This window comes from Pseudomonas botevensis (assembly GCF_019145475.1).
GTDB classification, from domain to species: domain Bacteria; phylum Pseudomonadota; class Gammaproteobacteria; order Pseudomonadales; family Pseudomonadaceae; genus Aquipseudomonas; species Aquipseudomonas botevensis.
Genome location: NZ_JAHTKI010000031.1, coordinates 1 through 24,168, shown reverse-complemented (window position 1 = coordinate 24,168; position 24,168 = coordinate 1). Strand labels below are relative to the sequence as shown.

Genomic DNA, 24,168 nt, shown 5'->3' with positions numbered 1-24,168 from the left:
TTCGAAGGTTGGAATTCAGAGATCCAGCAACCAGCTGTGCTGGGGATCGTTATGGAACTGCCAGACGCGCTTCGGCCCGGCCATCACGTTCAGGTAATACGACTCGTAGCCGTACGGCACACTGACCGGGTGATAGCCCTTGGGCACGATCACCAGGTCACTGTTTTCCACGGCCATGGCTTGATCGATGCTGCGATCGTCGGTGTAGACCCGCTGGAACACGAAGCCCTGGGGCGGATTGATCTGGTGGTAATAGGTTTCTTCGAGAAAGCTCTGGTGCGGCAGGTCATCGGTGTCGTGCTTGTGCGGCGGGTAGCTCGACGAGTGCCCCGAGGGCGTGCGCACTTCGACCACCAGCAGCGAATGGGCGGGCTCGGTATCCGGCAGGATGTCGCAGACGTAACGAGTGTTCGCGCCCTTGCCGCGCACACTGCGCTTCATGGTTTGCGGTTTGATCAGGCGCGGGCCGAAGTGCTCGGCGGTCGAACCCGGTGCCGCGCAAACCGCCAGTTGCACATCACTCAACGCCACCACTTGCGCCTGGCTGCCCGGCGGCAAGTAGGCGGCGAACGGCGATTTGTCTTCGAACACCGACTGGCGATCGCCGATGTTGTCCCAGTCGAATGCGCCCTGCCCCGGCGCCTCGCCCTTGATGCTGACCCGGCCGCTGAGCAGCACCAGGCACAACTCCTTTTCATTGGCACGGACCGGCAGTGTTTCGCCCAGACTCAAGCGATAGGCGGCGAAGCCGACGTATTCCAGTTCACCCTCGGCCAACTCGACCAGAGTCCGGCCGCGTGGATTGCTTTTGACCAGCAGGCTCATGATGCAATCCTCGCGTCGAGCAACCCACGCAAGGTGTCGTAGCCCTTTTTCGCGTAGACATAACTCGGCGCCACCGCTGGGTCCTGCTCGGCCTCGACCACCAGCCAGCCGTGGTAATCGGCCGCCAGCAACACGTCCAGCAGTTCGGCGAAGTCGATGTCGCCATCGCCCGGCACGGTGAACGTGCCGTTGATGATGCAGTCCGGAAAACTCCACAGATTGTTGCGCGCCAGTTGCACCACCGGTTTGCGCACATCCTTGAAATGCACATGGCAGATCCGCGAAAGGTGCTTTTGCAGCACCTGCAACGGCTCGCCGCCGCCCATGTAGCAATGCCCCGAATCGAACAACAGGCCGACTTCGCTGCCGGTCAGGGCCATCAGCTTGTCGATGTCGGCCGGGGATTCGACGTACGCGCCCATGTGGTGGTGATAGGCCAGGCGCACGCCTTGGGACAGGGTGAAACGCGCCAGTTCGGTGAGCTTGTCGGCGTACGCCTGCCAGGCCTGCTCAGTGTGAAAACGCGGGCGTTCCACCAGTGGAATGTATTGCCCCTGGATCGAATCGGCGACTTCGCCGTAAACCAGCACCTTGGCGCCGTTCTTCGCCAGCAGTTCGACGTGGCTACCGATGGCGTCGATTTCCTCGGCCACGGAACGCCGTGCCAGTCGGCTGGAGTACCAACCGGACACCAGCGCCAGGTCATAGGGCCGCAGCACGTCGCCGACGCCTTTGGCATCCTTGGGAAATTTGCCGTTGAGCTCAAAACCTTCGTAGCCGATCTCCTTGCCTTCACTGAGGGCGGTGCTCAGCGGCGTCTCACCGCCGAGGGCCGGCAGGTCATCGTTGCTCCAGGAGATCGGGTTGATGCCAATTCGAATAGCGGGCATGACTGCACCTTTTATTGTTGTACATGGAGCCCTGTGGGAGCGGGCTTGCTCGCGAATGCGGTGTGTCAGGCGCGGGCCTTGCGCCAGGCATCGATCAACTCGACAAAGATGCCCTGCACCTGGCGAATCAGCGTCTCGTCGTCGATTTCCCCGGCCATCCACGCGCGGCTCGGTTCCTGGAAGATCGTCCGCCCGACGGCAAACCCGCGACAGGTCCGGCTCTGGCGCGCCTGCTCAAAACCTTCGGCCAACGCCGAGGCCGGTGCGTTCAGGCCCAGCAGCACCACGCCACGGCAGTACGGGTCGCGTTCCTGGATCAGTTCGTCGAGTTGCTGCCATTGCTCGGCGCTTTGCGCTTCGATCTTCCACCACGCCGGGTAGATGCCAAGGTTGTAGAGGCGTTTGAGCGCGCGATACAAAACATCCGGATGGGCTGATGGATGATCCTTGGGCGGGATGATTTCCAGCAGCAGTTCATGCCCGCTGACCTGGGACGCCTGATACAGCCCCTTGATCTGCGCTTCCTGTTCCAGGCGCAGCAGCGGCTCGTCGTCGGGATGAAACTGCACCAGGCACTTGATGATCTGCTCCTGCGGCCAGGCGATCAGGTTGCTGCCGATCGAGCGACCGTGCTCGAACGCCAAGGGCCGCGAACCCTGCACTTCCACCGGCCGCGCCACCCACCAGCCACGGCCGGTGGCGGCATTCAATGCGTCCTGGCCGAAACGCTGGTCGGCCAGCAGCCCGACATCGGCCTCGACGCCCTGCTCGCGCAGATCGGCTTCGACCCGCTCCACCGCCTGGATGAACAGTTGCTTGAGTGCGCCGATGCTGCTCAAGTCGCGCCCGCCGCGTTGCGCCAGTTCCACCAGTTGCCCGCGATGGTCGAAGGCGAAGATGAACAGTTGCTTCCACTGTTTGCGCGGCACGCTGACCTGATGCAGGCGCTGCAACACCGCGTCCTGATCCGGCCGGGTAATCGGCACCGGGCTGTTGAACAGGTAATCGAGTTCGGCGCGGGTCGGCATCGCCGGAGCGCAGGCATGGCGCGACACCACCAGCCCGCCACAGGCATTGGCCAACTGGCAGCAGCGTTCGTCGCTGGCGTCCTCCAGCCAACCGCTGAGGAAACCCGACATGAAGGCATCGCCGGCCCCCAGCACATTGAGCACTTCCACGCGCACACCGGCATGAATGGCGCCGTCCTCGAGCCGTGCCGGGATCTCACCGTGAATCACTGTGCAACCTTGCGGGCCGAGCTTGACCACCAGCGTCGCGGCGCTGAGCCGGCGGACATTGCGTAACGCCGTGAGCAAATCTTCGGCGCCGCCGGCAATCAGAAACTCTTCTTCAGTGCCGACGATCAGGTCAAAACGCGGGAGGATTTTTTGTACGTGCTGGCTGACGTTGCGATCGGCGACGAAACGGGTTTCGCCGTCCGCCTTGCCGGTCAGGCCCCAGAGCACCGGCCGATAATCGATGTCCAGCACCCGTTTGACGTTGTGTTTCTCGGCGTAGTCCAGCGCCTGGATGCTCGCCTTGTAAACGCCGTCGGTGGAGAAATGGGTGCCGGTGATCAGCAGGGCCTTGCTGGCGGCAATGAAGGTTTCGCTGATGTCTTCGGCGCGCAGCGCCATGTCCGCGCAATTCTCGCGGTAGAACACCAGAGGAAAGGTTTCGCGATCCTTGAGGCCCAGCAGGACCATGGCGGTCAGACGCTCCGAATCGACCTTGATGGCGCTGACATCACAGCCTTCGCGAGTCAGGGATTCCACCAGGAAGCGGCCCATGTGGTCGTCCCCTACCCGGCTCAGCATTGCCGACTTCAGTCCCAGCCGCGCGGTGCCGAAGGCGATGTTGGCGGACGACCCGCCGAGGTACTTGGCGAAGCTGCTCACGTCCTCGAGCCGCGCCCCGACCTGCTGCGCATAGAGGTCGACGCCAAGGCGCCCCAGGCAAATCAGATCCAATCGACGTCCACTGGCAAAACGAGTCTGGCCCATGCTGGCTCCTGTTATTTTTATCAGCCCGTGTTCCGGACGACGACCGCGCCGGACACGCTTGGTGGATGCAGACTAAAACGACCGGGATCGAACAATCAATAAATATTCCAATTAATTTTTACGTGGAATATTTTTTCCAATAAACTTTGGGACAACCGTTCCAGGCCCAGAGCAATCGTTTCAGCAAGCCTCACCGCCGCGCAAGCTCAAGATTTTCTTCGGGGCTACCCTGTAGACTGCGCACAGCCAACCTATTGTCAGGGGACGAGGTGAAGCACCGTCCCTATAAGAACAAGCCAGAAGGATTCCCCAATGTCCCGCACCGATCAGCCGGCCACGACCGAGAGCACGCCCGAGAGCGATCTTGTCAGCCCCCCGATCAATGCCGAGCGTCTGCTGCAACTGATTACCCAGGAATACGAAAGCCTGCCGCGCCAGCTCAAACGAATCGCCAGCTACATGAGCCAGCAAAGCGACCGGATCATGGTCGACCGCATCAGCGACATCGCCCGCGAGTGCGAAGTGCATCCATCGGCGATCGTGCGGTTTTCCCAGCGTTTCGGGTTCAGCGGCTTCAGCGAAATGCAGGCGCTGTTCCGTGAGGCGTATACCCACAAGACCACGCCGGTGCAGAACTACCAGCAGCGCATCCGCAGCATGATCGCCAACAAGTCGCAGAAAGCCAGCGGCGGCGACCTGGCGCGCGAGTGCATCAACGCGACCCTGTCGGGCATCGAACGACTGGGGCTGGAACTCGATGACCAGGCCTTCGACAAGGCCGTGGACCTGGTGGTGAATGCCGACAACATCTACGTGGTCGGTGTGCGCCGCTCGTTCGCGGTGGCCGATTACCTGGTCTACAACCTGCAACACACCAACAAGCGCATCCATCTGGTCTCGGGCCTGGGCGGCAGCTACCGCGAACAGATGCGCAGCGTGCGCGCCAATGATCTGGTGATCGCCATCAGCTTCACGCCCTACGGCAAGGAAACCCAGCACTGCCTGCGCATCGCCCAGCACCATCAGGCGAAAACCCTGATCATCACCGACAGCAATCTCTCGCCCCTGGCCAAACGCGCCAACACTGTTCTGCTGGTCAACGAAGGCAGTTCGTTTGCCTTCCGCTCGTTGAGCGCGACGCTGTGCCTGTGCCAGGCGCTGTTTATCGCCGTGGCTTATCGACTGGAGTTGAAGGTCGACGAGATTCACGAGCAGGTCGGGTTCGAGGACTGAGCGGACTGCGTCGACAATTCGTAAATATTTTTTCTAAAAATTGATTAGAGAGAATATTTATTCTACAAATAGGCCTTCTGAAAACAACCCTTCAAAAGGCTCTCGTCATGCGCGAACTCGGAATCGGACTGATCGGCACAGGCTTCATGGGCCGTGCCCACGCTTTGGCTTTTCGTAACGTCAGTGCGGCATTCGAGCTGCCCTTCACCCTTCGCCTTGCCGCGCTGGCGGATGCCGATTCCATCCGCGCGCAAACCTGTGCCACGGCGTGGGGGTTCGAGCAAGCCTATGGCGACTGGCAGCGATTGATCGACGATCCGAAGGTCAACCTGATCGCCATCACCACCCCCAATCACTTGCACTATCCGATGGCCATGGCCGCCATCGCCGCCGGCAAACCGGTGTATTGCGAAAAACCCTTGGCGGTGAATCTGCAGCAGGCCACGGCCATGCACCGGGCGGCCAAGGATGCCGGCGTGGTCACCCGCGTCGGCTACAACTACCAGCACAACCCGATCATCGGCCTGGCGCGAGCGCTGATTCACAGCGGTGGGCTTGGCGAGATCATCAGTTTTCAAGGCGAATTCAGCGAAGACTTCATGGCCGACCCGGCCTCCCCTTGGTCATGGCGCTGCGAGGCCGTGCATGCCGGCGGCGCACTGGCCGATCTGGGCAGCCACTTGCTGGGCATGGCGCGTTATCTGCTCGGTGATATCGAGGCGGTCTGCGCGGATACCCAGACCGTACACCGCCAGCGCCCTGCGACTGCCGGTAGCGAGGAACAACGCCGCATTGCCGTCGACGATCAGGTCCATGCATTGCTGCGCTTCGCCAGTGGCGCACGCGGCACCTTCAGCAGCAGTTGGCTCAAGCACGGCTACAAGAATCATCTGAGTTTCGAGATCAGCGGCACCATGGGCACTCTGGCGTTCGATCAGGAGCGCTTGAATGAATTGCGCCTGTACCGGGTCGGGCAGGACGGCTTCCAGCGCTTGCTGGCCGGGCCGGACCTGCCCGGGTATGCGGCATTCAGCCCGGCGCCGGGGCATCAGTTGGGTTACAACGAATTGAAGACCCTGGAAGTGCATGAGCTGATCATGGCCGTGGCCGGCCAGGGAGCCGCCGGTACGGATTTCGAACAGGCGCTGGCAGTGGAACGCCTGGCGACGGCGATTCGCCAGGCGGCGCGGGAGCAGCGTTGGGTCGATGTCAGGGAGGTGTGATTAGCCTCCCCTGCGGTCGAGAAACAGGCGCTAATCCCTACCGCTCGATCGACCGGCTCCAGCGCGCATTCCACTCGGGCCGCGCCAGGTTCACCTGGTCCCAATCAATCGAGATCGCCGTCTGCAAATACCCCTGCATAGCATCCACCCGCGCGCGGGTCTTGTCGGTGGTCGGGGTGGTCGGGTTCGACGGAATCTGGTCACCCTCCTCCAGCGCCGGGGCCTGGGCTTCGGCGGTCAGCAGGAACGCGGCCAGTTTCTGCGCCAGTTCCGGCTGGTCGTTGCGGGCGATCACGCATTCGGCCACGTTCAGCACCACCGCGCCTTCCTTGGGCTGCGCATATTCCATCGGCACACCGAGCAGTTTCTGGGTGGCAACCTGAGTCGGCGTCAGCGGGAAAATCGCGGCTTCGTCGGTCTGCACCATCTCGGAGATTTTTGCCGAGCTGGCGATGTACTCCAGCACATTGGGGCCGACGGTTTTCGGCCAGGCCTTGAAGCCCGGCTCGACATTGCTCTCATCGCCGCCCTGAATGCGGTTGAACATCAGGAAACCATGCAAACCGAAGGTCGATGAGGCCAGAGACTGGAACACCACTTTCTCCTTGAAGCGCGGGTCCGCCAGGTCCATCCACGAGGTCGGTGCGGCCCAGCCTTTTTCCTTGAACATCTTGGCGTTGTAGCCAAGGCCGGTGACGCCCAGGGTCACCGCCACGGCCTGATCCTTGATTCGGGCCTTGGCCGGGATTTGCTCGAGGGGCGCACTGGGCGCGAGCTTGTCACACAGGTCCATGGAAATGGCGCGGTACATGATGCCGTCGTCGAGGAACATCACGTGCATCTGCGGATTGTCTTTGTTGGCCTGGACCTTGGCCAGGATATCCGACGAGGTGCCCGGCACGATCACCACTTTGACGTTGTTGGCCTTTTCGAACGCGGGCAGCACCTTGTCGGCATAGACCCGCTCCATGGTGCCGCCGTTCATGCCCAGGTACAGCGTCGGCACGGCGTGGGCGGTGGAAGCGAACAGAGCGAGGGACAGGCAGGACAGCGCAATACGTGTGTTCATGGATGTTTTTCCTCTCAGGCTTGGAAACGACAGATGGAAAACGCTTCGATGGGCTGGCGGCTGGCCCCGTTGCAGACAATCTCTGCCAAGGCTTCACCGACGGCGGGACCGAGCTGGAACCCGGCGCCGGCAAAGCCGAAACCGTGGAGCAGGCCAGGTGTGGTACTGCTGGGGCCGATCACCGGTTCGTGATCGGGTAGATAACCTTCGGTGCCGCTCCAGGTGCGGATCGCCTGGGCGCCCTTGAGAAATGGGTACAACTCCCCGGCGTTGCGCAGGATTTCCAGCACCGCCGCTTGCCCCGGGCGTGCCTGTCGAGGGCCAAGGGCGAAGCCGCGACCGCCGCCGAGAATGCAATTGCCCCGGGCCACCTGCCGCGCATAAATTCCGCCACCCTCGACCCCGGTGCTGACGTTCATCACCACAGGCAACGGCTCGGTGACCAGCATCGCCGGGTGCGCCGAGGTGATCGGCACCGACTCGCCGAACTGCGCCGCCACCGTGCCGGCCCAGGCACCGGCGCAATTGAGCAGCCAGGGCGCCTGCAAACGCAGGCCGTTGGCGCAATGCACCTGGAACAGTCGACCGTCATGCTCGATCCAGGTCACTTCAGCCTGTTCGAACACCTGCGCGCCGGACTGTTTTGCGGCGCGGGCGAAAGCGGGCGACACCAGCCTCGGGTTGGCATGGCCGTCCTCGGGACATAACGAGGCCCCCACCGCCACATCGCCGACCCACGCAAACCGCGCACGCAACTCGGCGTAATCCAGCAGTTGCAGACCCAGACCAAAACCCCGCACCGAATCGGCGTAGCGGTGCAAAGCCTCCAGGTCGGCCTGACTGCGCGCCAGCTTCAAATGCCCGGAGCGCACATATTCGCCATCGATACCGATCAGCGCCGGCAAGTCCGCCCACAGCTGATGAGCACGCTGCGACAGCGGCAACTGATGCAACGGCCGGCCCTGACGCCGCACACCACCGTAGTTCACACCGCTGGAATGCGAACCGCAGAAATCCCGCTCCACCAGCACCACACGCTTGCCTTTGCGGGCAAGCATCAGGGCCGCCGACGCACCGACAATCCCGCCGCCCAGCACGATGACTTCAGCTTCGATCATGGCTCCAGCTCCACACCAAACGGCAGCGGTTTGATCGGTGCCTGGCCGCGCAGCCGTCCGACGTTTTCAATCCCGCGCCCACTGCGTTCGGCGACGATTTCCGCTGCCGCCAGTCCGCACATCCGGCCCTGACAGCGCCCCATGCCGACGCGGCAATGGGCCTTGACCCGATTCAGTTCCCAGTGGCCCTGATCGACCACCGCGCGCACTTCGCCGACGCTGACCTCTTCGCAACGGCACAGGATCAACTCATCGGGAGCCTGCCTCGCCCACTGTTCAGGAAAGGGAAACGCGGTTTCCAGGCCATGGCGAAAGCGCTGGATGCCAGCCAGTTGTTGTTCCAGAACGACCGAACGACGCTGATCGATGGCAATGCCCAGATCCTCCAGCACCGCCAGCGCCGCACGCTCACCGGCCATTTGCGCGGCGTCGGCGCCCATGATCCCGGCTCCGTCGCCCGCCAGATAAACGCTGTCGATGCTGCTGCGCCCGGCGGCGTCCCGTTGCGGCAGCCAGGCACGGTTCAGGGCATTCCAGACAAATTCACAACCGAGCAAATCCGCCAATTGGGTTTCGCTGCGCAGGGCATGGGCGAAGGCCACAGCGTCGCACTCCAGGGCGCTCTCCCCCCAACGAATAGCGCTGACCCGCTGTTCACCGTCGATCTGCGTCAGCGTTGCGCCCTGATGCACGGGGATGCCATGGGCTGCCAGCCAGGCGCGGTAATACACACCTTTGGCCAACGTCGTCGGTTGCCCGAGCAACGCCGGCAACGCCCGGCACTGGGCGCTGAACGGCGCACTATCAAGCACCGCGACCACGTTGGCCCCGGCCTTGGCGTATTGATAAGCCACCAGATACAGCAACGGCCCGCTGCCGCAAAACGCCACTCGCTCGCCGATAGCACAGCCCTGATACTTCAAAGCGATTTGCGCCGCGCCCAGACTGTAGACACCAGGCAAGGTCCAGCCTGGCACCGGCAGAATGCGGTCGGTGGCCCCCGTGGCGACGATGACTTTCGAATACTCGAGACTGTCGGCGCGGCCGTCGCTGAGCATATCCAGACGACCGTCCTCGGCGTTCCACACCAGCGTCTCCGGGCGGTAGTCGATCAGCGGCGCCAACTCATCCATCGTGCGATGCACAGCCTCGGCCTTGTGCGCCTCGAAACCATAAAGTTGCCTGGCCGAGCGCCGGAAGTTGGCGGGCTGACGCCGGTAGATCTGCCCGCCCCCGCGCAGGCTTTCGTCCACCATGCACGGTATTACGCCATGGTGCAGCAGGGTCTGTGCAGCACGGATGCCTGCCGGGCCGGCACCGACAATCACCACCGGCTTCATGACTGACGCCCCGGGTCGCGGCTGATGGCCTGGCCGTCTTCCAGCAACGTCGAACAAGCCCTCACCCGCCGACCATCCGCCAGCCGTACCCAGCAGTCCTGGCACGCGCCCATCAGGCAGAATCCGGCACGCCGCTCGGCGCTGAAATCACTGCCGCGCAGGTGTTCGGCGCAAGTCAGCACGGCGGTCAGCAGGGTGTCGCCGAGCAGTCCCGTGGCCGGTTGCCCGTCGAGGGTGAAAGCCAGCGTCGGGCGCTCGTTTTCTGCCAGTCGTTTGAACAGCGCCATCAATGTTTCCCCACCAGCACCCGGTCCAGGCCATAGACCCGGTCGAGCAGAATCATGGTTGCCGCCGTCAGTGCGATCACCAGCGCCGAGACCGCCGCCATCATCGGGTCGATGGACTCGGTGGCGTACACATACATGCGCACCGGCAGGGTTTGCGTGGCCGGCGAACTGACAAAGATCGACAGCGTGACTTCATCGAAACTGTTGATGAACGCGAGCAACCAGCCACCGGCAACGCCGGGCAGGATCATCGGCAAAGTGATCTGCCGGAACAGCGTGAAACGGCTGGCACCCAGGGATTCGGCGGCCTGTTCGGCGCTGCGATCGATACCGATGGCAGCGGCCAGCACCAGCCGCAACACGTAGGGGGTGATGATTACGACATGCGCCAGCATCAACCAGGTGAAGCTGCCGTTGACACCCATCAACGCGAACAGCCGCAACATCGCCACGCCCAGGACCAGATGCGGAATGATGATCGGCGACAGAAACAGCGCACTGAAAAAGTTGCGCCCCACAAACTGATAACGGCTGATCGCCAGGGCAGCCGGCACCGCAATCAAGGTCGCCAGGGTCGCAGCGGTGAACGCCAGGATCAGGCTGTTATAGAACGCATGGATAAAATCGGCGCGCTCGAACACCGCGCGAAACCAGCGCAGGGAGAAGCCCGAAGTGGGCAGGCTCAGAGTGTTTTCCGGGGTGAACGCCACCAGGCACACCACCATCAGCGGCGCCATCATGAACAGCACCACCAGGCTATGAAACCCGAGGGCCAAAGGACCGTTTCTGGACATGCGCTTAACCCCCCAAGGACTTTTTGTAGCGGCTTTCGAGCATGCGGTTCCAGCTCAGCATGATCAGCAGATTGACCAGCAGCAGCACCACCGCAATGGTCGCGCCCATGGGCCAGTTGAGTTCCGAGAGGTACTGGTCGTACACCACCGTGGCGACCATTTTCAGCCGACGTCCGCCCAGCAGGCCCGGGATCGCAAAGGAGCTGGCCGCCAGACCGAACACGATCAGGGTGCCGGACAGCACGCCCGGCATGACTTGAGGCAAGACGATCTTGCGCATCACCGTGGTCTGGCTGGCTCCCAGCGAGAGCGCCGCCTGCTCTGCCGACGGGTCGAGCTTTTGCAACGAGGTCCACACCGGAATAATCATGAACGGCAGCATCACGTGCACCAGCGCGATGACCACGGCGAACGGCGTGTACAACAGCTTCACCGGACGTCCGCCCAAGGCCTGGATCATTTGATTGATCAGGCCGTCGGCGCCCAGCAGCAGGCTCCAGCCGAACGCCCGCACCACCACTGAAATCAGCAATGGCGTGAGGATCAGAATCAGAAAAACCGAGCGCCACGGCGTGCCCATGCGGCTGAGGATGTAAGCCTCCGGCACACCGATCACCACGCACAGCAGCGTCACCAGCGCACTGATCCAAAAGGTGCGCCAGAAAATTTCGTAGAAGTACGAATCGCTGAACAGCGACAGGTAGTGCGCCAGGGTCCATTCATCGGCCTTCACGCCCACCTGATAGTCGAACACGTTGAACGACAGCACCAGCGTCAGGCCCAGCGGCAGAATCAACAGCCCGGTAAACAATGCCAGAGCCGGCAGCGACAGCAGATAGCCCCGACTCATGCGCGCACCTCATCGGCCGCCAGCACCCGCAGCAGACTCGCCTGCCAGTCCAGCCCCACCGCCGTGCCGCAACGCAGCGGCGCATTGCCGTCGTTGCTGCGCACCACGGTGATTTCGCCGAGCGCGGTGTTGACGTGATACAGCCACTGGCTGCCGAAGAAGTAGCGGTTGATGACCTCGCCTTGCAGGCGTCCGGAACCGGCGTCCACCAGACTGATTTTTTCCGGACGCAGGCTGAGGGTCAGTGCGCCTTCGCCGCCGGTATGACGCACCTGCGGGATTCCCGACTCGTCGTAGTCACCGGCCAGAAGATTGGCCTTGCCGACAAAGTCGGAAATGAAGCGCGTGCGCGGATGTTCATACAACTTGTACGGCGCGTCGATCTGGGTCACCCGCCCGGCCTGCATCACCACCACACGATCGCTGATGGACAGTGCTTCGGCCTGGTCGTGGGTGACCATCAATGTGGTGATGCCGACGGCGCACTGAATGCGGCGGATTTCGAACTGCATCTCTTCGCGCAGGTTGGCGTCGAGGTTGGAAAGCGGTTCGTCGAGCAGCAACACCGGCGGTTCGATCACCAGGGCTCGCGCGAGGGCCACCCGCTGACGCTGGCCGCCGGACAACTCGCGCGGGTAGCGCTCGGCGTGCTGGCTCAGGCGCACCAGTTCCAGCACGGTCTTGACCTTGCCGGCGATCTCGGTGGCCGGCACTTTGCGCATCTTCAGGCCGAAAGCAACGTTGTCGCGCACGGTCATGTGCGGGAACAGCGCGTAACTCTGGAACACCACGCCCAGGCCACGACTGGCAGGCTTGGCGTGAGTGATATCGCGACCGTCGAGCAGGATCTGCCCGCCGCTGACATCCACGAATCCGGCGATCATTTGCAGCGTGGTGGTCTTGCCGCAGCCCGAAGGACCGAGCAGGGACACGAATTCGCCCTTCTCAACTGCAAGGTCGGTGGCAACCACCGCATCGACGGCGCCGTAGCGTTTGCTCAAGGCGTTGAGCTGGAGAAATGCCATATCTGCGTTCCACCTTTTTGAGTCGCGTCGAAACGCGCTTTTTTGTTTTGGGCAGATGCGAAAAGGGTCTAGCGGGTGCGGTGGCGCTCGATTGGAACCGGCTGCCGTTTGTTGTTCATTTCGCCCCTGTGGACGCAGATTAGGACGAAGACTAGGATGGACGGAAGATGGAATTTCACTGAATGAAGCAGTTTTTTCAGTTTTATTCATTCAACAAAATTTGTATCGGATAGATCGCCAATGGATTCCACTGAGCGGAATGAAAGTGCGAAAGAAGTGGGTGCTGGCGCGGTGTCCAGACTGTTCGCGCTGCTGCGCATCCTGGGAACGGTGCCTGAAGGCGGTGAGCGCGTGACCCAACTCGCGCAACAGGTGGGCCTCTCGCAACCCACCACCCACCGCCTGCTGCGCAGCCTGATGGACGAAGGCATGGTCGAGCAGGACGTGCGCACCAAACGCTATCGACTGAGCCTGGAGTTCTTCGCCCTCGCGGCCAACGCGGGCAATACCGGCAACCTGCGCGACCTGGTACGACCGAGCATGCTGCGCCTCAGCGCATCGCTGGGAGACTCATTGTTCCTGCTGGCGCGCAGCGGCTTCGATGCAATCTGCCTGGACCGCAGCGAAGGCCCCTACCCGATCCGCACCTTTACCGGCGATATCGGCGGACGCGTGGCGCTGGGCGTGGGGCAAGGCAGCCTGGCGATCCTCGCATTCCTGCCGGAAGAAGAACGCGAAACCGTGATCCGCTACAACCTGCCACGGCTCAAGGACTTTCATCTGTACGACGAAGTGTTCCTGCGCTCGGAAGTCGAGAACGTTCGCCGCCAGGGCTACGCCGCACGTAACACCGGAGTTCTGGAGGGTATGGCAGGTCTGGCGGTGCCGATTCTGGATCGCAACGGCCACGCGGTAGCGGCGTTGAGTGTGGCGACCATCAGCGATCGACTCGGGCCGAGCCGGTTGCCGATGGTGGTGGAATTGCTCAAGCGCGAAGCGGCGGGGATCGGGCCGAAGATCAATCCGTTTGATCCGACATTGCGCCGGCCTTCGCAGGTGTTCGACAGCTAATCGGTGTGAAAACAGCCAGAAACTGAAAAGCCCTGACAATGACTGTCAGGGCTTTTTGTGTCGCATGAAATGACTTAGTCGCCAGTCACATCACGCTGGAACGAACTTGCCAGTCCCACCGCCGAAAAACTGCCCACTGATCGTGCCATATTGCGTTGGATGAGTCAGCACTGTCAGCAAACGGTTGCCTTCATACAAGGACAGCGACAACGTGCCTCCGTTGATCGCCAGTTGCAGCGTCAGCGGAACGTTGACGAGGTTCTCCGCATCCGGCACGGTTCCCTGCAAGTAGGCATTGGAAATGTCGATGTTGCTGCCGGAGCCCGAGGCTTGACCGATAAAGCGAACCTTGGTGCCTTGCTGTGGCGCTTCAGGCCCGATAATGGCGAGCGACGAACTGATCTGGATCGTTTCGGGATGCGGCGCGCAGCCACAACCACAACCTTCAAAACAGAAATAGCCACAGACGTTTTGCTGACATCCGCAGCCGCACAACGATTGCGGATGAACGTTTTGGTTGAGAACTTCCTGCAGTGCGGGCTTTGCACTGAGAACCGCTTGCCGGCTTTTGATTTCCGCATCAAAGGCAGCTCGCGACTGCTTGCTGAACGCTTCGACCTGGTCAGGTTTGATGTCTTGCAGAGAAAGAGTCATCGTTAAGTCCTTTTATTATTCAGGAAACACCTGGAGACAATCCGCCTCTCACGGGCCGGCGCCTTCCAGGCGCACATGCCGCGGAATCCTGACTCGCGGCCTGTCTTTTAAAGCACAGATTCAGGACCCTTTCCAATTTTCTCCATTCGAAATCCTGCAGTTCGTCGCTTTGCATTTTTGCTGTAGCAAGACCCACCGCTCTGCCAACCGCCACCTTGCACAACGGCCGACGAGCTTGCGCCGTGGAGGATTAATACATGGATGAAGTGGCTTGCAGCCGACAAACGACAGGCACGGACCGGCCGGCATCGCCGTCGGTGAGCCCTTGGTCGCGGCCCGGCACGTGAACGGGGATCACCCAGGGCTTGAAATAGTGGCTGGATGCCGGTAATACCCCCCCGCGAATGGCGCTATGGAACCCAAGGCAAGAAACATGGAGAACCTGACAAAACTGCGCATTGGCCTGACAATTGGAGCAATTGTCGGCTTTCTGCCTATCACTCTGCTTTTCACAGCGGGGCTGATTGGCATCTTCATTCCTGCCATGTTTATTCCTCCCACAACGCCCTTCGTGGTAGCAGGATCCATTGGTATCTGCATCATCTCGATTTTCGGCATCGGCTCTGCCTGGAAAATCTACTCACTTGCGATGGCAGCCTCACCCAATCTTCGAAACAGTCGCCTACTTGCGTTCAGTGCAGTGGTTACCATGTCCTGGGGCTTGATCATCGCTTACTACACCTGCGAAATCCCACAAGCCACATGTATATTCCTGATGCCTGGGATAGTTTCATCGATCATGCTCGCAATTACCCAAAAACGAGTCCGAGCCTGAGAAGGCCTACTCGCAATATCAATCGCTTATTCGTTTTGGGGCGCCCGGCAGCACACCAATCACGTCGCATGCCGCGACACAATTTGCTGATTCGCGAAACGTGTTGCGACAAATCCGTAAGCGGCGATCAGTCAGTCGAAGCCCCATTCATCCGTTTCACTGGAAAATGAAAATCCAGCTACTACGGTGTAGGAATTGACTTAAAAGGGGGTCGCCATGGAAGAAGTATTCATCGTGCAAAAGAAACCCGCTAACGGCGTTTTGAACGGTTTCTACTATCGAATCGTCGATGTCCGCACAGGCCAGGCGATCAATCAAAATTTCCTTCAGGCTGTGCAGGCAGAAACTCATTGCCACGAGCTGAATAAGCAACTCAACTGCCCTGAACAAATTGAAGCGTAGAAGCACCCGTCAGGACGACCTATTCAGGCTTCCGACTTGGGAGCTTGAAGTCAGTCACCCGGTCCACGATGTTGCGGATCTTCTCCACGCCCAGGAAACCAGCCCTACCGCCGGAAGGTTGCCATGCTCTGTGGCAGGTCGAAGAAGTCCAGGCCACTGATGATGGTTAAGGTCAGCCCGCCGCAAATTGCGCCCTCCACCAGCATCTGGCGACGGGTGCCGCCTCCGTAGGTGATATACAGGCATGCGCAGCCGCATAGAGGATCGACGAATACTGGCTCAACGCACTATCCAGCTATCGACGTCCAGGCCTTCCCGAAGGCTGTCTTGGCTACAGGTTGATTTGAGGCAAAAAAAAGCCCCAACATGCTGGGCCAAAAACAGAAGCTACCTCACCAGTGCCAACGTTTAGGCACAATGAGCCAATCAGACCTGCTATTGAGTCGATAAAAACAACCCAAAAATCAGCCTGGCGCCAGTAGCGAGGCCGGAGATTTCACGATTGGCCGTGGAACTCGGCGCCGGAGATGTAACCGGCATATCCACTAACTTGAGATGATGTTACCGGCATGGTCAAATAAGTGATGGCCTTTTGCTACGGTGATCTCAATTGAAACAGAATCGCGGAATAATCATTTTTTTTTCGGCAATGATTTTGCTCTTTATTTTGGTACAGGTATGGCACGCACAATCTGCTCCGGAAGAGAAAAAGCAGGAGCGGGAACGCCAGCTCAAGGGTCTCGCGCTCATCATGAGTGTTCAGTCCGGAAAAGCATCTGACGATTCAACTCGCATCGATTCTGTGACCTACAGCGATGAGGTCATGCGTATCTCTTACACACTCACTAAAGTTACGAAAAACGAAATCGATTCTGATGAATTCACCAAGGACGCAAGAGCGCTTGCGGCTTCTGCATTCTGTAATGAAAAAGGTTTAGGACAATTCGTGAAATCGGGTCTTTCCATTGACCTCCTTTACAAAGATTCAACCGCCTCACCGATAGTCGAGTTTCAGATAGGCAAATCCGATTGCCTCTGAAGCCTGTCTTGAGACGGCTCGTAGCGGATAGGGCCGAAGCCGCCGGCGATCTTGACCGACGAGTTCTTCAGCTCGGTCAGGTCGGTGATCGGCGCGGCTCCGTTCGCAGCGTAGCGGTCGACACGACGCTGTGCGGCGCCCAGGGTTTGAAAGAACGACTCTTGGAGGAAGTCGCCAGTGAAGCCTTCCGACGAGATGATGATTGCGCCATTGCTGGCAGCGTTGAAGGCAGCAGTCAGCTGATCCAGCGTTTCGAGAGTCGCCGGCATGATGTACTGGTTGAAAACCTGCATTTGAGACAGGGACACGGACTATTTCCTTACGATTGTGGGAGATCTGGGTACTTGCTGGCGATCGCCGCAGTACGTTCAGTTTTGGTGCCGCCGATGTTTCCTTTCGCGGCCCCGCCGCCACCTCCAGCACCCGCAGCCCCGACGCCCGATGCCTTACTACCCGCGATCAGCGGCGCGAAAGCCGCGTCATTCGCGATTTCTGCTTTCAGCTCGTCCAGCGTTGCCGCCGAGAGCTTGCCCTGTGCGTCGAGGACGACCACAACAGGCTTCCCGTCGCGCTGCTCGACGCTCAGACGGCGTTCGATGTGTGGCAACAGGGCTTTGACGCTGCCTTGAACCGCCAGGGCAGACGCGATATCAGTAGCGGTACGGCCGACAGTCAGATCCCGGATCTGTCCGCTCAGCGTTCCACGCTCCTGTTCCAGCATGCCGTTCAGCTCAGCTTCGCGGCGGTTGAATTTTTCAGTCCAGGAACGCTCGAGTTCTTCGACGTTGCCAGATTTGCGAGCGGCTTCTTCACGCTCCAGGCGCGCGGCTTCTTCCGCCTCCCGCGCCTTCTTCTCGGCCAGCTTCTTCTCGCCGAGCAGTTCATCCACCTTGGCCTTCAGGCCGGATACATCTTCTTGCTGCGGCAGACCTTCAATGCCGAGTACGAACTTGCCGTCCTTCTCGATGTAAAGAGCGCGCACGGCTTCATCTACCCCTTCCAGGGTATCCATTTGGAATTTCAGCATTGGGTGTCTCCCAGAGACTTAGATGCAGGCTCGGCCTACTGTTTTTAGGGATTAATAAGTGATGTTGTGGACGGCCACAGACAGGAGGAGCAAATAAATGCTTGAAGGAGCGCTCAGGGAGCAGTATATTTTTGCTCACGGAGCGAAATAATTCGCTCCTTATGCGACCCAAGGAGGTCCAAATGCAAAACCATCAGATCATCTATGATGCAAACAAAAAACCACTTTTCGTCGTCATCCCGTACGACGATGAGTACAAGCGTGCATTCGGAATTGAGCCATCGCGGGGCTCGATGAGCACCACCTACGAAATCCCGCTGGCGATCACCCTGCCAAACGCTGGGGCCGGCGCAACGCTTGACCTTCCACGATTCGTCGAATACTGGGTGCGTTGTGGAATCCAAAGCCTTCCGATCAACAAGCGCGCCAAACCGCTTCGTGACTTCGAAGGCCGGGAGCGCTTCTCGCTCGAAGCTTTGATTCGGATCTGCTTCATCAGCGAGCCGTATCGGAACACTATGCAGGCCGTCAACGAAGTGACCGACCAATTGGTCAAAACCGGTCTGTTTCGCGAGATCCGTTTCAACCAAGCGCAGTTGCTCCCCGGTCAAATCTTTGATCGTGAGCGAGCAATCTCGCAGGCCCAGATCCAGCCATACTCGCGAACTGTCAACTGTCTCGAAATTGTTTACGAAGAAGCAGCCGAGTTCTGTAAGCAGCATCCGATTCCAAAAGAAAAGAAAATCGACTCCCAGTGGTTTAATCGAGACCGCCCTTGATTCCTTGAGGCGGGTGTTGCTGAGCAACCCCGCCGCTCATTTTTTCAGAGACCAGCGTTGTTGAAAGCAAACGGCTTGAGCCTTTTCATTTCCAGTAGAGTCAGCGGCGCAAAGTTACGATCAAGCTGCAGTTCGGCGAAGCGTTCAACACTCAGGCCGCCTTCACGAAACAGCTTGGCTCGGACCGGGCCTATGGCCTTGTCCTGAAACGCCGACGGCTGCTGCTGGAGCCAGTCGTAATAGCTGAGGTCAGCCCTCACCTGCTGCGCACCGCCGTCGCCGATGGATGCCCGAATGGCGTCCTTAGCAAACAGAGTGCTAAACCGGGTCACCGCCACCACCGTCGAGCGGCAGTTGATGTGGATAGGTGGCCTGGGCCCCTCAGTCAGCTTGAATCGTTGCTTGTCGAGCGTCCGGCACTGGCTGGTGGTCTTCGAATCCAAGGTGCTGACCCACTCCACCGACTGTACGACGTCACTGTTTTCCTTCAGCGTCTCCATGCGCGCCTGGGTGGCGACATGCTGCACCGCCGTCCTGACTATGGCGCCGGCATTACGGTTCGTTGTAGCCAGGATGCCGTCGTTGTACTGGAGCGCCTTGGTACCGCGAATATTCTTGATGATCTGGAAGTTCGTCTGGCCTTCGAAGAAGCCCTGCCTGATCGCGCCAGTTAGGCGTTGCCGCTCGGTGCTGGTGAAGCCCTCAATGAACGACTTGAGCAGCTTTCCTCCGTCGGCGCCGCGCACGCTGAGCGGATTGGTTAGGATTGCCGCCCTGATTGCCGCAGCACCTGGCACCGCCGCATCAAACGAAACGCCCACCGGCGCCGCCCGGGTCAAGCTGGTCGCCTCAAACTCGGCCTCGTAGTTGGCGATATCCACCAAGTCGAGGTTCAGCTTCTCGCTGTACCGGTCGAAGATGCCCAGCAGCAGGCTGTCGACCTCGCTAAGCAGCCGTTCCAGACGGGCGACGGTGTAATCCGTCAGATCGGCCCGGGTCAGCCGCTCGCGGATCGAGCGGTCGATCTCCTTGAGGAAGGGAGCGAACTTCTCCACCTCTCCCGACTTCAACTGCTCGAGGAAGACGGTGTGCCGGATTGTGGCGTCAAGGATTGCTTGGTTGGCCGCCATTCGTGATTACCTCTGTGTCATCCAAGTCCGGTCCGGAGCTTTGCGCCTCCAGTTCGTCCCGGATTTCGTCGTCCGTCTTTTCCGGGTTGATCACCCCGCGATCACGCAGGTACTGCCAGAGGTCACCCTCTGGAAGCTTGCCCCCCTGCACCGCGTTGAACAGCGCCACCAGAATGGCTGCGTCCAGAGTGATCTGGCTGAAGTCCTGATTGAGCTTGTAGACCACCTCGCCGGTAGCGTTGACGAACTCAGCCATCCCTTCCAGGCACTGGCTGTATGCTTCGCTCACGTTGCTGACCACCAGCGACAGGACGCTGTGTTCGGCGGCGCTATCGTTGTCAGCTTGGGTGGCGGTCTTCACCGCGCTGCCCTCTCAATCAGTCGGGCGCCGAGCGAAACCATATCCTGCTTCTTCGCGTCCATAGCTTCTTTCGCGACTGTGTTCGGTTGGGCCTGCAACATTCCGCAGGCTCCACCCTGAGGCAGCAACCAAGGCGCTCGGGATCCGAGGTAGATGCCCTCTTCTTCCAGATGGTCGCGCCACTGATCGCTCAGGCCAGACATCCATGGCTGAGGTTGCCCTACCAGGTAGGCCGCCTCTTCATAGTCCGCACTGTTGCGGTAATGGCCGACGTTGATCTCCGCCATGTCGTACAGCGGCGAATCGTCGATACTGGTGTCGTTGTTTTCGCTGCCGACGAATTGGAACGGGATTACCTGCCATGGACGACCGAGGCCATTCAGCGGCGTAAACGGTGCGACCTTCTGGGTTGTCTCGCTTGAGCCCTCTTCCCAGACTTCCTGCGTGTACTGTCCGGCCGGATCCAGGCGTAGCACCCGGTACTGGATGACCTGCTCGCTACCGAATCCATCATCGGTATCAACATCAATCGTCTCGCGCAGCACGACAAGGCTGAGCAGATGCCGACCGCCGATCTGGCGAGTCTTCCAGTTGATGATCGACTCAGCGGTGTAGCTGGCGATGTTCGCTCGAGCGCGGCCGCAAAGCTCGTCTGCCTTACTGACCGTTCCGGCCTCGACTGCTGCGTAATCGACCAGCAGCCCGTGACGGCCTACTTCGAGCAGATGCCCGATCACCGATTGGGATTGTTGGTAGACGCTGACGCCTTGCCCGTCGATGTCCCTAGCCACGTAATCGAGTGCTGCCGGAACCGTGAGGGTTGGCCAGGTGCGAAACACCGCGCCGACGAGGCTGTGCTTCGTTCTGCCGGTGGCGTTGTAGAACACCGCCCGCTTCTTGTACGCCTAGTAGCGTTCTGTGTTGTCCTCGCTGGTGTCGGCTGCATTCGGCCTTGGCAGGTAACGGTCGCCGGCCGCCTTGATGGTCTCCGAGCCTTTGCAGACGTCGCGCACCAAGCGCCAGCGGTTTTTCGCCGCGTCGTACTCGGGGCGAGTGAAAGTGACGTCGCTCATCAGCGTGCAAATCCCATTCTGATTTTGGTGGCCGGCTTCCTGGCGCTCTTCGCGACAGCGAAGTACCGGAATCCGTCGGAGCCGTGAGAGGTCCAGTCACGGAGCGGGTTGTTTTTCCAGCAGCCGCGCTTGTCGTCCCATTCTTTTTTGTAGTTTTCGAGGCATCCAATCCCCTCTTCGCACTTAGCCTCATCGAACACGCACTTCGGCAGGATCTCGCGAACCTGTTCGATACCGTCGTTGACGCCGATCTTGGGGACAATCTCGAAGGTCATGCTGTACTTCTCGCCGTCGATCTCATAACCCTCACGCGCCAACTCTCGGCGGGTCTTGGCATCGCTGCCGAATTCTCGGTTGTCGATGTCGTGCGGCCCCCAGTGCTCGGAGTAGGTGTAACCCTTGTCCTTGAGCACCTTCATGTAGTGCCGCAGGCCTTCGCCTGAGTTCTCGTAGTAATCGATGACGTGAAACTCTTCGCCAACCTGGCGCACGAACCAGATGGCCGTGGAGTCGCTGACGCCGATGTCCCAGAAGGTCATCACCGGCAGGTGGCTGTTGTTCGGTATTGCGCCTATGCGCTGAGCGGCATGCAGCTTGGTGAACTGCTGGGCGTAGTAGGCGCCCTCGATCGACTGTTGGAAGGCTTCGGCTGGGATCGACGGGTATTCCCGCTTCATGTCATCGCCGAGTGTCTTCTCCTTGGCGGCGTACCAGGCGCGCTGGCCCGGATTCGTGTCGATGCCGTGCTTGGCGAACAACTCGTTGAAGTATTTGGTCAGGCGCTCCGGGATAACCGCTTGTGCCGGGTCGAGCCAATAGGCCTGATTCTTCCACCAGCTGAAGAAGAACTTCCAATCCAGCTTGCCGAGCGGCGTACCGGACAGCAGTTGCTTCTCGGCGCTCTGTGAATAGTCGAAGAAGTAACCGGCCCGGCCTTCCGCCGTGGATTCGATGGTGACGAAACAGTCAGTAGCCACCGCCTCGAAGGCGCCGGTGACGATCTCACGGGCCTTGTGCGGAAACTTGGCGCAGATCTTCCCGAACTCGGAAACGTGCAGGTAACGCAACGTGCCGCCACGGAACGAGGTACTGACGTAGAGCGAACCACCTTTGCTGAACACCAGTTCGCCGGCGGCGTCGTTGCTCGCTGGGTTTGCGGCACGGATCTCTTTCGGCAGGTTGTCGTAGGCGTACTTCACCTTCTCCCGGAACAGGCGCTTGGCGTCATTCAGGGTGTGGGCGATCAGCGCGCACTTGGCCGACTCGAAAAGAGCGGCGTCCAGTTGGGTGATGCAGCACTCGGTAGTGAAACCGAGCTGCCGAGCCTTCAGGATGATGTTCCGGGTGTGCATCCCTTCGAAGTATTCGATCTGCTCGTCCGTCATCCGGAAGCGGACTTTCTTGCCCTGCTTGTCGGTGATGAAGTAGAGATTGTTCAACCGCCAACGCTTATCCTGGAGCAGCTTCATGTGCTCGGGCTTCATGTCAGGCGTCCTTCGATAATTCGTCCATCATCTTCGAGAGTTCGTCGGCGTCGTCCGCCTTCTCCTTCTCGTCCAGGCCAAATGCCTGACGCTCCAGGACCTGCAGGTTCTTCATTGCAGAGGAAAGCTGGAACAGTGTTTTGGAATTGCTGGGCAGCGCCACGGCGGCGAGCATCGAGGCCCGGCGCATGCCGTTGTTGTCTTCGGAAGTTTCATCCTCGATCGCGTCTTCGATCTCTTCGCGGCGCTGGATGGTGGTCATCAGATCATCCATCAGCAGGTTCACAAGGATCGTCGCCTTGCGAATGTCGCGGCGGTGGCTGCGAACCACTCGGGCGCCTTCCTCTGCCGCCTCTTCGATGATCTCGGCGTCAAGTTCGCAGTTCGCGCCTTGGTCGTTGCGAACCTCTCCGCGAACCAGCTTGCTGCGAACCTCTTTCCTCACCTGGTCAGAAAGGTCTCTCGCCCATCCAAGGGCTTTGGCCTTCTTCCTGATCGCGGTGTCGCTCACGCCTTGGCGCTCAGCGATGGTTCTGATGGAAAGCGAACCGGCCCGGTAGGCTCGTTCGATCGCCTCCCAGTCGGGTTTCTTGGTCGTCATAAATTGTCTCAAGTTGGACTAAAGCAGCAATTGAGTTGATGGCCCAATGCCGGTATGAGTACTGCTGTCCCACCAATCTCTCAAGGAAAAAAAATGGAACTGTTTGGAAAGGCGAAAGAAGTCGCCAGCCGGCCAGAAGTTATTGCGCTCGACTCCGCATGGAAACATGAAAATGTAGTGAGGGACCGTTTAGAGATTGTCTGTGCCCATGTCGCAAAGCTGTTTGTGATCGAAGCAACAAAGCAACCGATAACCTCAAGCCAAGTTGCGAACGAGTCATTGAGCGGTGGGGACAGCTTTTCGACCATGGCTCCAGCAGACGTTGCATTGCTGATATTTGAGGTCGTCGCTGAACGTAATCGCAACTCTCAACTCTGGAATAATCTCGGCGCTGGGGGAATAAATGACGAGATCAATAACACAGTGTGCAAATTTCTTTATGGGCCAAGCACCTTGGGTGGGGATATCTCACAGCGCATTCGAGAATCGACCTTTACCGGAGCAAAACAGAAGCTCATAAAGAACCTCGAAGCCAGGCTTTTCTGACCTCGCAAGACACGATTAAAACATCGCGCGACACAATTTGCTGATTCGCGAAACGTGTCGCGACTTACTCGGTCTTGCGGGTCGGCAGCTTGAATTCAGTCACCCGATCGGCAATGTTGCGGATCTTCTCCACTCCCAGGAAGCCAACCCAACCACCGGCGAAAGTGGCCATGCTTTGGGGCAGGCCGAAGAAGTCCAGTCCACTGATGATGGTCAAGGTGAACCCGCCGCAGATCGCACCTTCCACCAACATCTGGCGACGGGTGCCGCCTCCGTAGGTGATCCGCAATACAGCCATGGCGCACGACAGAGCAGCCGCATAGAGGATCGGCGAATGCTGACTCAACCACGCAAGCGCTATCGCCCATGTGTCTGGTTTGTCTGGCATGTTTGGCATCTCGGTTCCTCCCCGCAAGGGAGTAAGGAATAAAAAAGCCCGCTCGGTGGCGGGTATATAGCTCCGTGCTATCGTGACAGCCCTACAGCAAAACGATGGACGGAACCATGGG

The 24,168-nt window shown here is 59.8% G+C and carries 24 protein-coding genes and 3 pseudogenes; 8 read left to right on the top strand and 19 right to left on the bottom strand.

Annotated elements, in window-relative coordinates; genetic code table 11:
- Nucleotides 1–15: 15 nt before the first annotated feature.
- The 3 genes from iolB to KVQ74_RS26755 all read right to left on the bottom strand — a co-directional run bounded on the left by iolB (nt 16) and on the right by KVQ74_RS26755 (nt 3,718).
- Nucleotides 16–825: a 5-deoxy-glucuronate isomerase gene (gene iolB / locus KVQ74_RS26765; RefSeq protein ID WP_217834383.1), complete on the bottom strand. Its 810-nt coding sequence runs from the start codon at nt 823–825 to the stop codon at nt 16–18.
- The gene (iolE, locus tag KVQ74_RS26760; RefSeq protein ID WP_217834382.1) at nt 822–1,715 is read right to left on the bottom strand and encodes a myo-inosose-2 dehydratase; all 894 of its coding nucleotides are present in this window, start codon (nt 1,713–1,715) and stop codon (nt 822–824) included. The genes iolB and iolE overlap by 4 nt, the downstream gene beginning before the upstream one ends.
- A gap of 65 nt (nt 1,716–1,780) precedes the next feature.
- On the bottom strand, nt 1,781–3,718 hold the full coding sequence (locus tag KVQ74_RS26755) for a bifunctional 5-dehydro-2-deoxygluconokinase/5-dehydro-2-deoxyphosphogluconate aldolase (protein WP_217834381.1): 1,938 nt from the start codon (nt 3,716–3,718) through the stop codon (nt 1,781–1,783).
- A 312-nt stretch (nt 3,719–4,030) separates the two neighbouring features.
- Here KVQ74_RS26755 and KVQ74_RS26750 point away from each other — a divergent pair, with 312 nt between their 5' ends.
- Nucleotides 4,031–4,951, top strand: coding sequence for a MurR/RpiR family transcriptional regulator (locus tag KVQ74_RS26750; RefSeq protein ID WP_217834380.1), 921 nt, complete (start codon nt 4,031–4,033; stop codon nt 4,949–4,951).
- A gap of 107 nt (nt 4,952–5,058) precedes the next feature.
- Nucleotides 5,059–6,174 carry a Gfo/Idh/MocA family protein gene (locus tag KVQ74_RS26745; RefSeq protein WP_217834379.1) on the top strand — a complete coding sequence of 372 codons (1,116 nt, stop codon included), beginning with the start codon at nt 5,059–5,061 and terminating at the stop codon, nt 6,172–6,174.
- 37 nt (nt 6,175–6,211) lie between these two features.
- On the opposite strand, the gene KVQ74_RS26740 is transcribed toward KVQ74_RS26745, so the two are convergent.
- The 7 genes from KVQ74_RS26740 to KVQ74_RS26710 are packed head-to-tail and all read right to left on the bottom strand — an operon-like array spanning nt 6,212 to nt 12,657.
- The gene (locus tag KVQ74_RS26740) at nt 6,212–7,243 is read right to left on the bottom strand and encodes an ABC transporter substrate-binding protein (RefSeq protein WP_217834378.1); all 1,032 of its coding nucleotides are present in this window, start codon (nt 7,241–7,243) and stop codon (nt 6,212–6,214) included.
- Nucleotides 7,244–7,257: 14 nt separating this feature from the next.
- Nucleotides 7,258–8,361, bottom strand: coding sequence for an NAD(P)/FAD-dependent oxidoreductase (locus KVQ74_RS26735; RefSeq protein ID WP_217834377.1), 1,104 nt, complete (start codon nt 8,359–8,361; stop codon nt 7,258–7,260).
- Nucleotides 8,358–9,701 (bottom strand): FAD/NAD(P)-dependent oxidoreductase, encoded by a 1,344-nt coding sequence (locus KVQ74_RS26730; RefSeq protein WP_217834376.1) that lies wholly within the window; start codon nt 9,699–9,701, stop codon nt 8,358–8,360. The genes KVQ74_RS26735 and KVQ74_RS26730 overlap by 4 nt, the downstream gene beginning before the upstream one ends.
- Nucleotides 9,698–9,988 carry a (2Fe-2S)-binding protein gene (locus tag KVQ74_RS26725; RefSeq protein WP_217834375.1) on the bottom strand — a complete coding sequence of 97 codons (291 nt, stop codon included), beginning with the start codon at nt 9,986–9,988 and terminating at the stop codon, nt 9,698–9,700. The genes KVQ74_RS26730 and KVQ74_RS26725 overlap by 4 nt, the downstream gene beginning before the upstream one ends.
- A complete protein-coding gene (locus tag KVQ74_RS26720; RefSeq protein ID WP_217834374.1) occupies nt 9,988–10,782 on the bottom strand; it encodes an ABC transporter permease in 795 nt (264 codons plus the stop codon). The genes KVQ74_RS26725 and KVQ74_RS26720 overlap by 1 nt, the downstream gene beginning before the upstream one ends.
- Before the next feature lie 4 nt (nt 10,783–10,786).
- Nucleotides 10,787–11,632, bottom strand: a complete 846-nt coding sequence (locus KVQ74_RS26715; RefSeq protein WP_217834373.1) for an ABC transporter permease — start codon at nt 11,630–11,632, stop codon at nt 10,787–10,789.
- Nucleotides 11,629–12,657: an ABC transporter ATP-binding protein gene (locus KVQ74_RS26710; protein WP_217834372.1), complete on the bottom strand. Its 1,029-nt coding sequence runs from the start codon at nt 12,655–12,657 to the stop codon at nt 11,629–11,631. The genes KVQ74_RS26715 and KVQ74_RS26710 overlap by 4 nt, the downstream gene beginning before the upstream one ends.
- Nucleotides 12,658–12,897: 240 nt before the next feature.
- On the opposite strand from KVQ74_RS26710, the gene KVQ74_RS26705 reads away from it, so the two are divergent.
- Nucleotides 12,898–13,728, top strand: coding sequence for an IclR family transcriptional regulator (locus tag KVQ74_RS26705; protein ID WP_217834371.1), 831 nt, complete (start codon nt 12,898–12,900; stop codon nt 13,726–13,728).
- 90 nt (nt 13,729–13,818) lie between these two features.
- Here the strand turns inward: KVQ74_RS26705 and KVQ74_RS26700 are convergent, their stop codons facing one another.
- Nucleotides 13,819–14,382: a hypothetical protein gene (locus tag KVQ74_RS26700; protein WP_217834370.1), complete on the bottom strand. Its 564-nt coding sequence runs from the start codon at nt 14,380–14,382 to the stop codon at nt 13,819–13,821.
- Between the two features lie 433 nt (nt 14,383–14,815).
- Between KVQ74_RS26700 and KVQ74_RS26695 the strand changes: the two genes are divergently transcribed.
- Together KVQ74_RS26695 and KVQ74_RS26690 are read left to right on the top strand one after the other, a co-directional pair.
- Nucleotides 14,816–15,217, top strand: a complete 402-nt coding sequence (locus KVQ74_RS26695; RefSeq protein ID WP_217834369.1) for a hypothetical protein — start codon at nt 14,816–14,818, stop codon at nt 15,215–15,217.
- A gap of 216 nt (nt 15,218–15,433) precedes the next feature.
- Nucleotides 15,434–15,619: a hypothetical protein gene (locus KVQ74_RS26690; protein WP_217834368.1), complete on the top strand. Its 186-nt coding sequence runs from the start codon at nt 15,434–15,436 to the stop codon at nt 15,617–15,619.
- A 19-nt stretch (nt 15,620–15,638) separates the two neighbouring features.
- Here the strand turns inward: KVQ74_RS26690 and KVQ74_RS26685 are convergent.
- A pseudogene (locus KVQ74_RS26685) lies at nt 15,639–15,876 on the bottom strand (phage holin, lambda family); the annotation flags it as partial.
- Between the two features lie 353 nt (nt 15,877–16,229).
- Here KVQ74_RS26685 and KVQ74_RS26680 point away from each other — a divergent pair.
- On the top strand, nt 16,230–16,658 hold the full coding sequence (locus tag KVQ74_RS26680) for a hypothetical protein (protein ID WP_225930202.1): 429 nt from the start codon (nt 16,230–16,232) through the stop codon (nt 16,656–16,658).
- 8 nt (nt 16,659–16,666) lie between these two features.
- Here KVQ74_RS26680 and KVQ74_RS26675 read toward each other — a convergent pair.
- Together KVQ74_RS26675 and KVQ74_RS26670 are read right to left on the bottom strand one after the other, a co-directional pair.
- Nucleotides 16,667–16,966 (bottom strand): annotated as a pseudogene (locus KVQ74_RS26675) (major capsid protein); the annotation flags it as partial.
- A gap of 11 nt (nt 16,967–16,977) precedes the next feature.
- Entirely contained in the window at nt 16,978–17,685 is a 708-nt protein-coding gene (locus KVQ74_RS26670; protein ID WP_217834367.1) for a hypothetical protein, read from the bottom strand.
- Nucleotides 17,686–17,867: 182 nt separating this feature from the next.
- Here KVQ74_RS26670 and KVQ74_RS26665 point away from each other — a divergent pair, with 182 nt between their 5' ends.
- Nucleotides 17,868–18,464, top strand: a complete 597-nt coding sequence (locus tag KVQ74_RS26665; protein WP_217834366.1) for a hypothetical protein — start codon at nt 17,868–17,870, stop codon at nt 18,462–18,464.
- A gap of 44 nt (nt 18,465–18,508) precedes the next feature.
- Here KVQ74_RS26665 and KVQ74_RS26660 read toward each other — a convergent pair whose 3' ends face one another.
- The 4 genes and pseudogenes from KVQ74_RS26660 to KVQ74_RS26645 all read right to left on the bottom strand — a co-directional run bounded on the left by KVQ74_RS26660 (nt 18,509) and on the right by KVQ74_RS26645 (nt 23,113).
- A complete protein-coding gene (locus KVQ74_RS26660) occupies nt 18,509–19,594 on the bottom strand; it encodes a minor capsid protein (protein WP_217834365.1) in 1,086 nt (361 codons plus the stop codon).
- Nucleotides 19,569–21,028, bottom strand: a pseudogene (locus KVQ74_RS29475) (DUF4055 domain-containing protein). Before KVQ74_RS29475 ends, KVQ74_RS26660 begins: the two are co-directional and overlap by 26 nt.
- Nucleotides 21,028–22,512, bottom strand: coding sequence for a terminase (locus KVQ74_RS26650; protein WP_217834364.1), 1,485 nt, complete (start codon nt 22,510–22,512; stop codon nt 21,028–21,030). The pseudogene KVQ74_RS29475 and the gene KVQ74_RS26650 overlap by 1 nt, the downstream one beginning before the upstream one ends.
- Nucleotide 22,513: 1 nt before the next feature.
- Nucleotides 22,514–23,113, bottom strand: coding sequence for a hypothetical protein (locus KVQ74_RS26645; RefSeq protein ID WP_217834363.1), 600 nt, complete (start codon nt 23,111–23,113; stop codon nt 22,514–22,516).
- Between the two features lie 93 nt (nt 23,114–23,206).
- Here KVQ74_RS26645 and KVQ74_RS26640 point away from each other — a divergent pair, with 93 nt between their 5' ends.
- The gene (locus KVQ74_RS26640) at nt 23,207–23,659 is read left to right on the top strand and encodes a hypothetical protein (RefSeq protein ID WP_217834362.1); all 453 of its coding nucleotides are present in this window, start codon (nt 23,207–23,209) and stop codon (nt 23,657–23,659) included.
- A 64-nt stretch (nt 23,660–23,723) separates the two neighbouring features.
- Here KVQ74_RS26640 and KVQ74_RS26635 read toward each other — a convergent pair whose 3' ends face one another.
- Nucleotides 23,724–24,056, bottom strand: coding sequence for a phage holin, lambda family (locus tag KVQ74_RS26635; protein ID WP_217834361.1), 333 nt, complete (start codon nt 24,054–24,056; stop codon nt 23,724–23,726).
- Nucleotides 24,057–24,168 lie beyond the last annotated feature (112 nt).

Bases quoted from the DNA above. Each gene is read 5' to 3' on its own strand.
- KVQ74_RS26740 (WP_217834378.1), bottom strand. From the start codon at position 7,243: ATGAACACACGTATTGCGCTGTCCTGCCTGTCCCTCGCTCTGTTCGCT.
- KVQ74_RS26700 (WP_217834370.1), bottom strand. From the start codon at position 14,382: ATGACTCTTTCTCTGCAAGACATCAAACCTGACCAGGTCGAAGCGTTC.
- KVQ74_RS26670 (WP_217834367.1), bottom strand. From the start codon at position 17,685: ATGCTGAAATTCCAAATGGATACCCTGGAAGGGGTAGATGAAGCCGTG.
- KVQ74_RS26695 (WP_217834369.1), top strand. From the start codon at position 14,816: ATGGAGAACCTGACAAAACTGCGCATTGGCCTGACAATTGGAGCAATT.
- KVQ74_RS26660 (WP_217834365.1), bottom strand. From the start codon at position 19,594: ATGGCGGCCAACCAAGCAATCCTTGACGCCACAATCCGGCACACCGTC.
- KVQ74_RS26730 (WP_217834376.1), bottom strand. From the start codon at position 9,701: ATGAAGCCGGTGGTGATTGTCGGTGCCGGCCCGGCAGGCATCCGTGCT.
- KVQ74_RS26755 (WP_217834381.1), bottom strand. From the start codon at position 3,718: ATGGGCCAGACTCGTTTTGCCAGTGGACGTCGATTGGATCTGATTTGC.
- KVQ74_RS26750 (WP_217834380.1), top strand. From the start codon at position 4,031: ATGTCCCGCACCGATCAGCCGGCCACGACCGAGAGCACGCCCGAGAGC.
- KVQ74_RS26705 (WP_217834371.1), top strand. From the start codon at position 12,898: ATGGATTCCACTGAGCGGAATGAAAGTGCGAAAGAAGTGGGTGCTGGC.
- KVQ74_RS26640 (WP_217834362.1), top strand. From the start codon at position 23,207: ATGGAACTGTTTGGAAAGGCGAAAGAAGTCGCCAGCCGGCCAGAAGTT.
- KVQ74_RS26715 (WP_217834373.1), bottom strand. From the start codon at position 11,632: ATGAGTCGGGGCTATCTGCTGTCGCTGCCGGCTCTGGCATTGTTTACC.
- KVQ74_RS26645 (WP_217834363.1), bottom strand. From the start codon at position 23,113: ATGACGACCAAGAAACCCGACTGGGAGGCGATCGAACGAGCCTACCGG.
- KVQ74_RS26745 (WP_217834379.1), top strand. From the start codon at position 5,059: ATGCGCGAACTCGGAATCGGACTGATCGGCACAGGCTTCATGGGCCGT.
- KVQ74_RS26735 (WP_217834377.1), bottom strand. From the start codon at position 8,361: ATGATCGAAGCTGAAGTCATCGTGCTGGGCGGCGGGATTGTCGGTGCG.
- KVQ74_RS26710 (WP_217834372.1), bottom strand. From the start codon at position 12,657: ATGGCATTTCTCCAGCTCAACGCCTTGAGCAAACGCTACGGCGCCGTC.
- KVQ74_RS26635 (WP_217834361.1), bottom strand. From the start codon at position 24,056: ATGCCAAACATGCCAGACAAACCAGACACATGGGCGATAGCGCTTGCG.
- KVQ74_RS26690 (WP_217834368.1), top strand. From the start codon at position 15,434: ATGGAAGAAGTATTCATCGTGCAAAAGAAACCCGCTAACGGCGTTTTG.
- KVQ74_RS26720 (WP_217834374.1), bottom strand. From the start codon at position 10,782: ATGTCCAGAAACGGTCCTTTGGCCCTCGGGTTTCATAGCCTGGTGGTG.
- KVQ74_RS26665 (WP_217834366.1), top strand. From the start codon at position 17,868: ATGCAAAACCATCAGATCATCTATGATGCAAACAAAAAACCACTTTTC.
- iolB (WP_217834383.1), bottom strand. From the start codon at position 825: ATGAGCCTGCTGGTCAAAAGCAATCCACGCGGCCGGACTCTGGTCGAG.
- KVQ74_RS26725 (WP_217834375.1), bottom strand. From the start codon at position 9,988: ATGGCGCTGTTCAAACGACTGGCAGAAAACGAGCGCCCGACGCTGGCT.
- KVQ74_RS26650 (WP_217834364.1), bottom strand. From the start codon at position 22,512: ATGAAGCCCGAGCACATGAAGCTGCTCCAGGATAAGCGTTGGCGGTTG.
- iolE (WP_217834382.1), bottom strand. From the start codon at position 1,715: ATGCCCGCTATTCGAATTGGCATCAACCCGATCTCCTGGAGCAACGAT.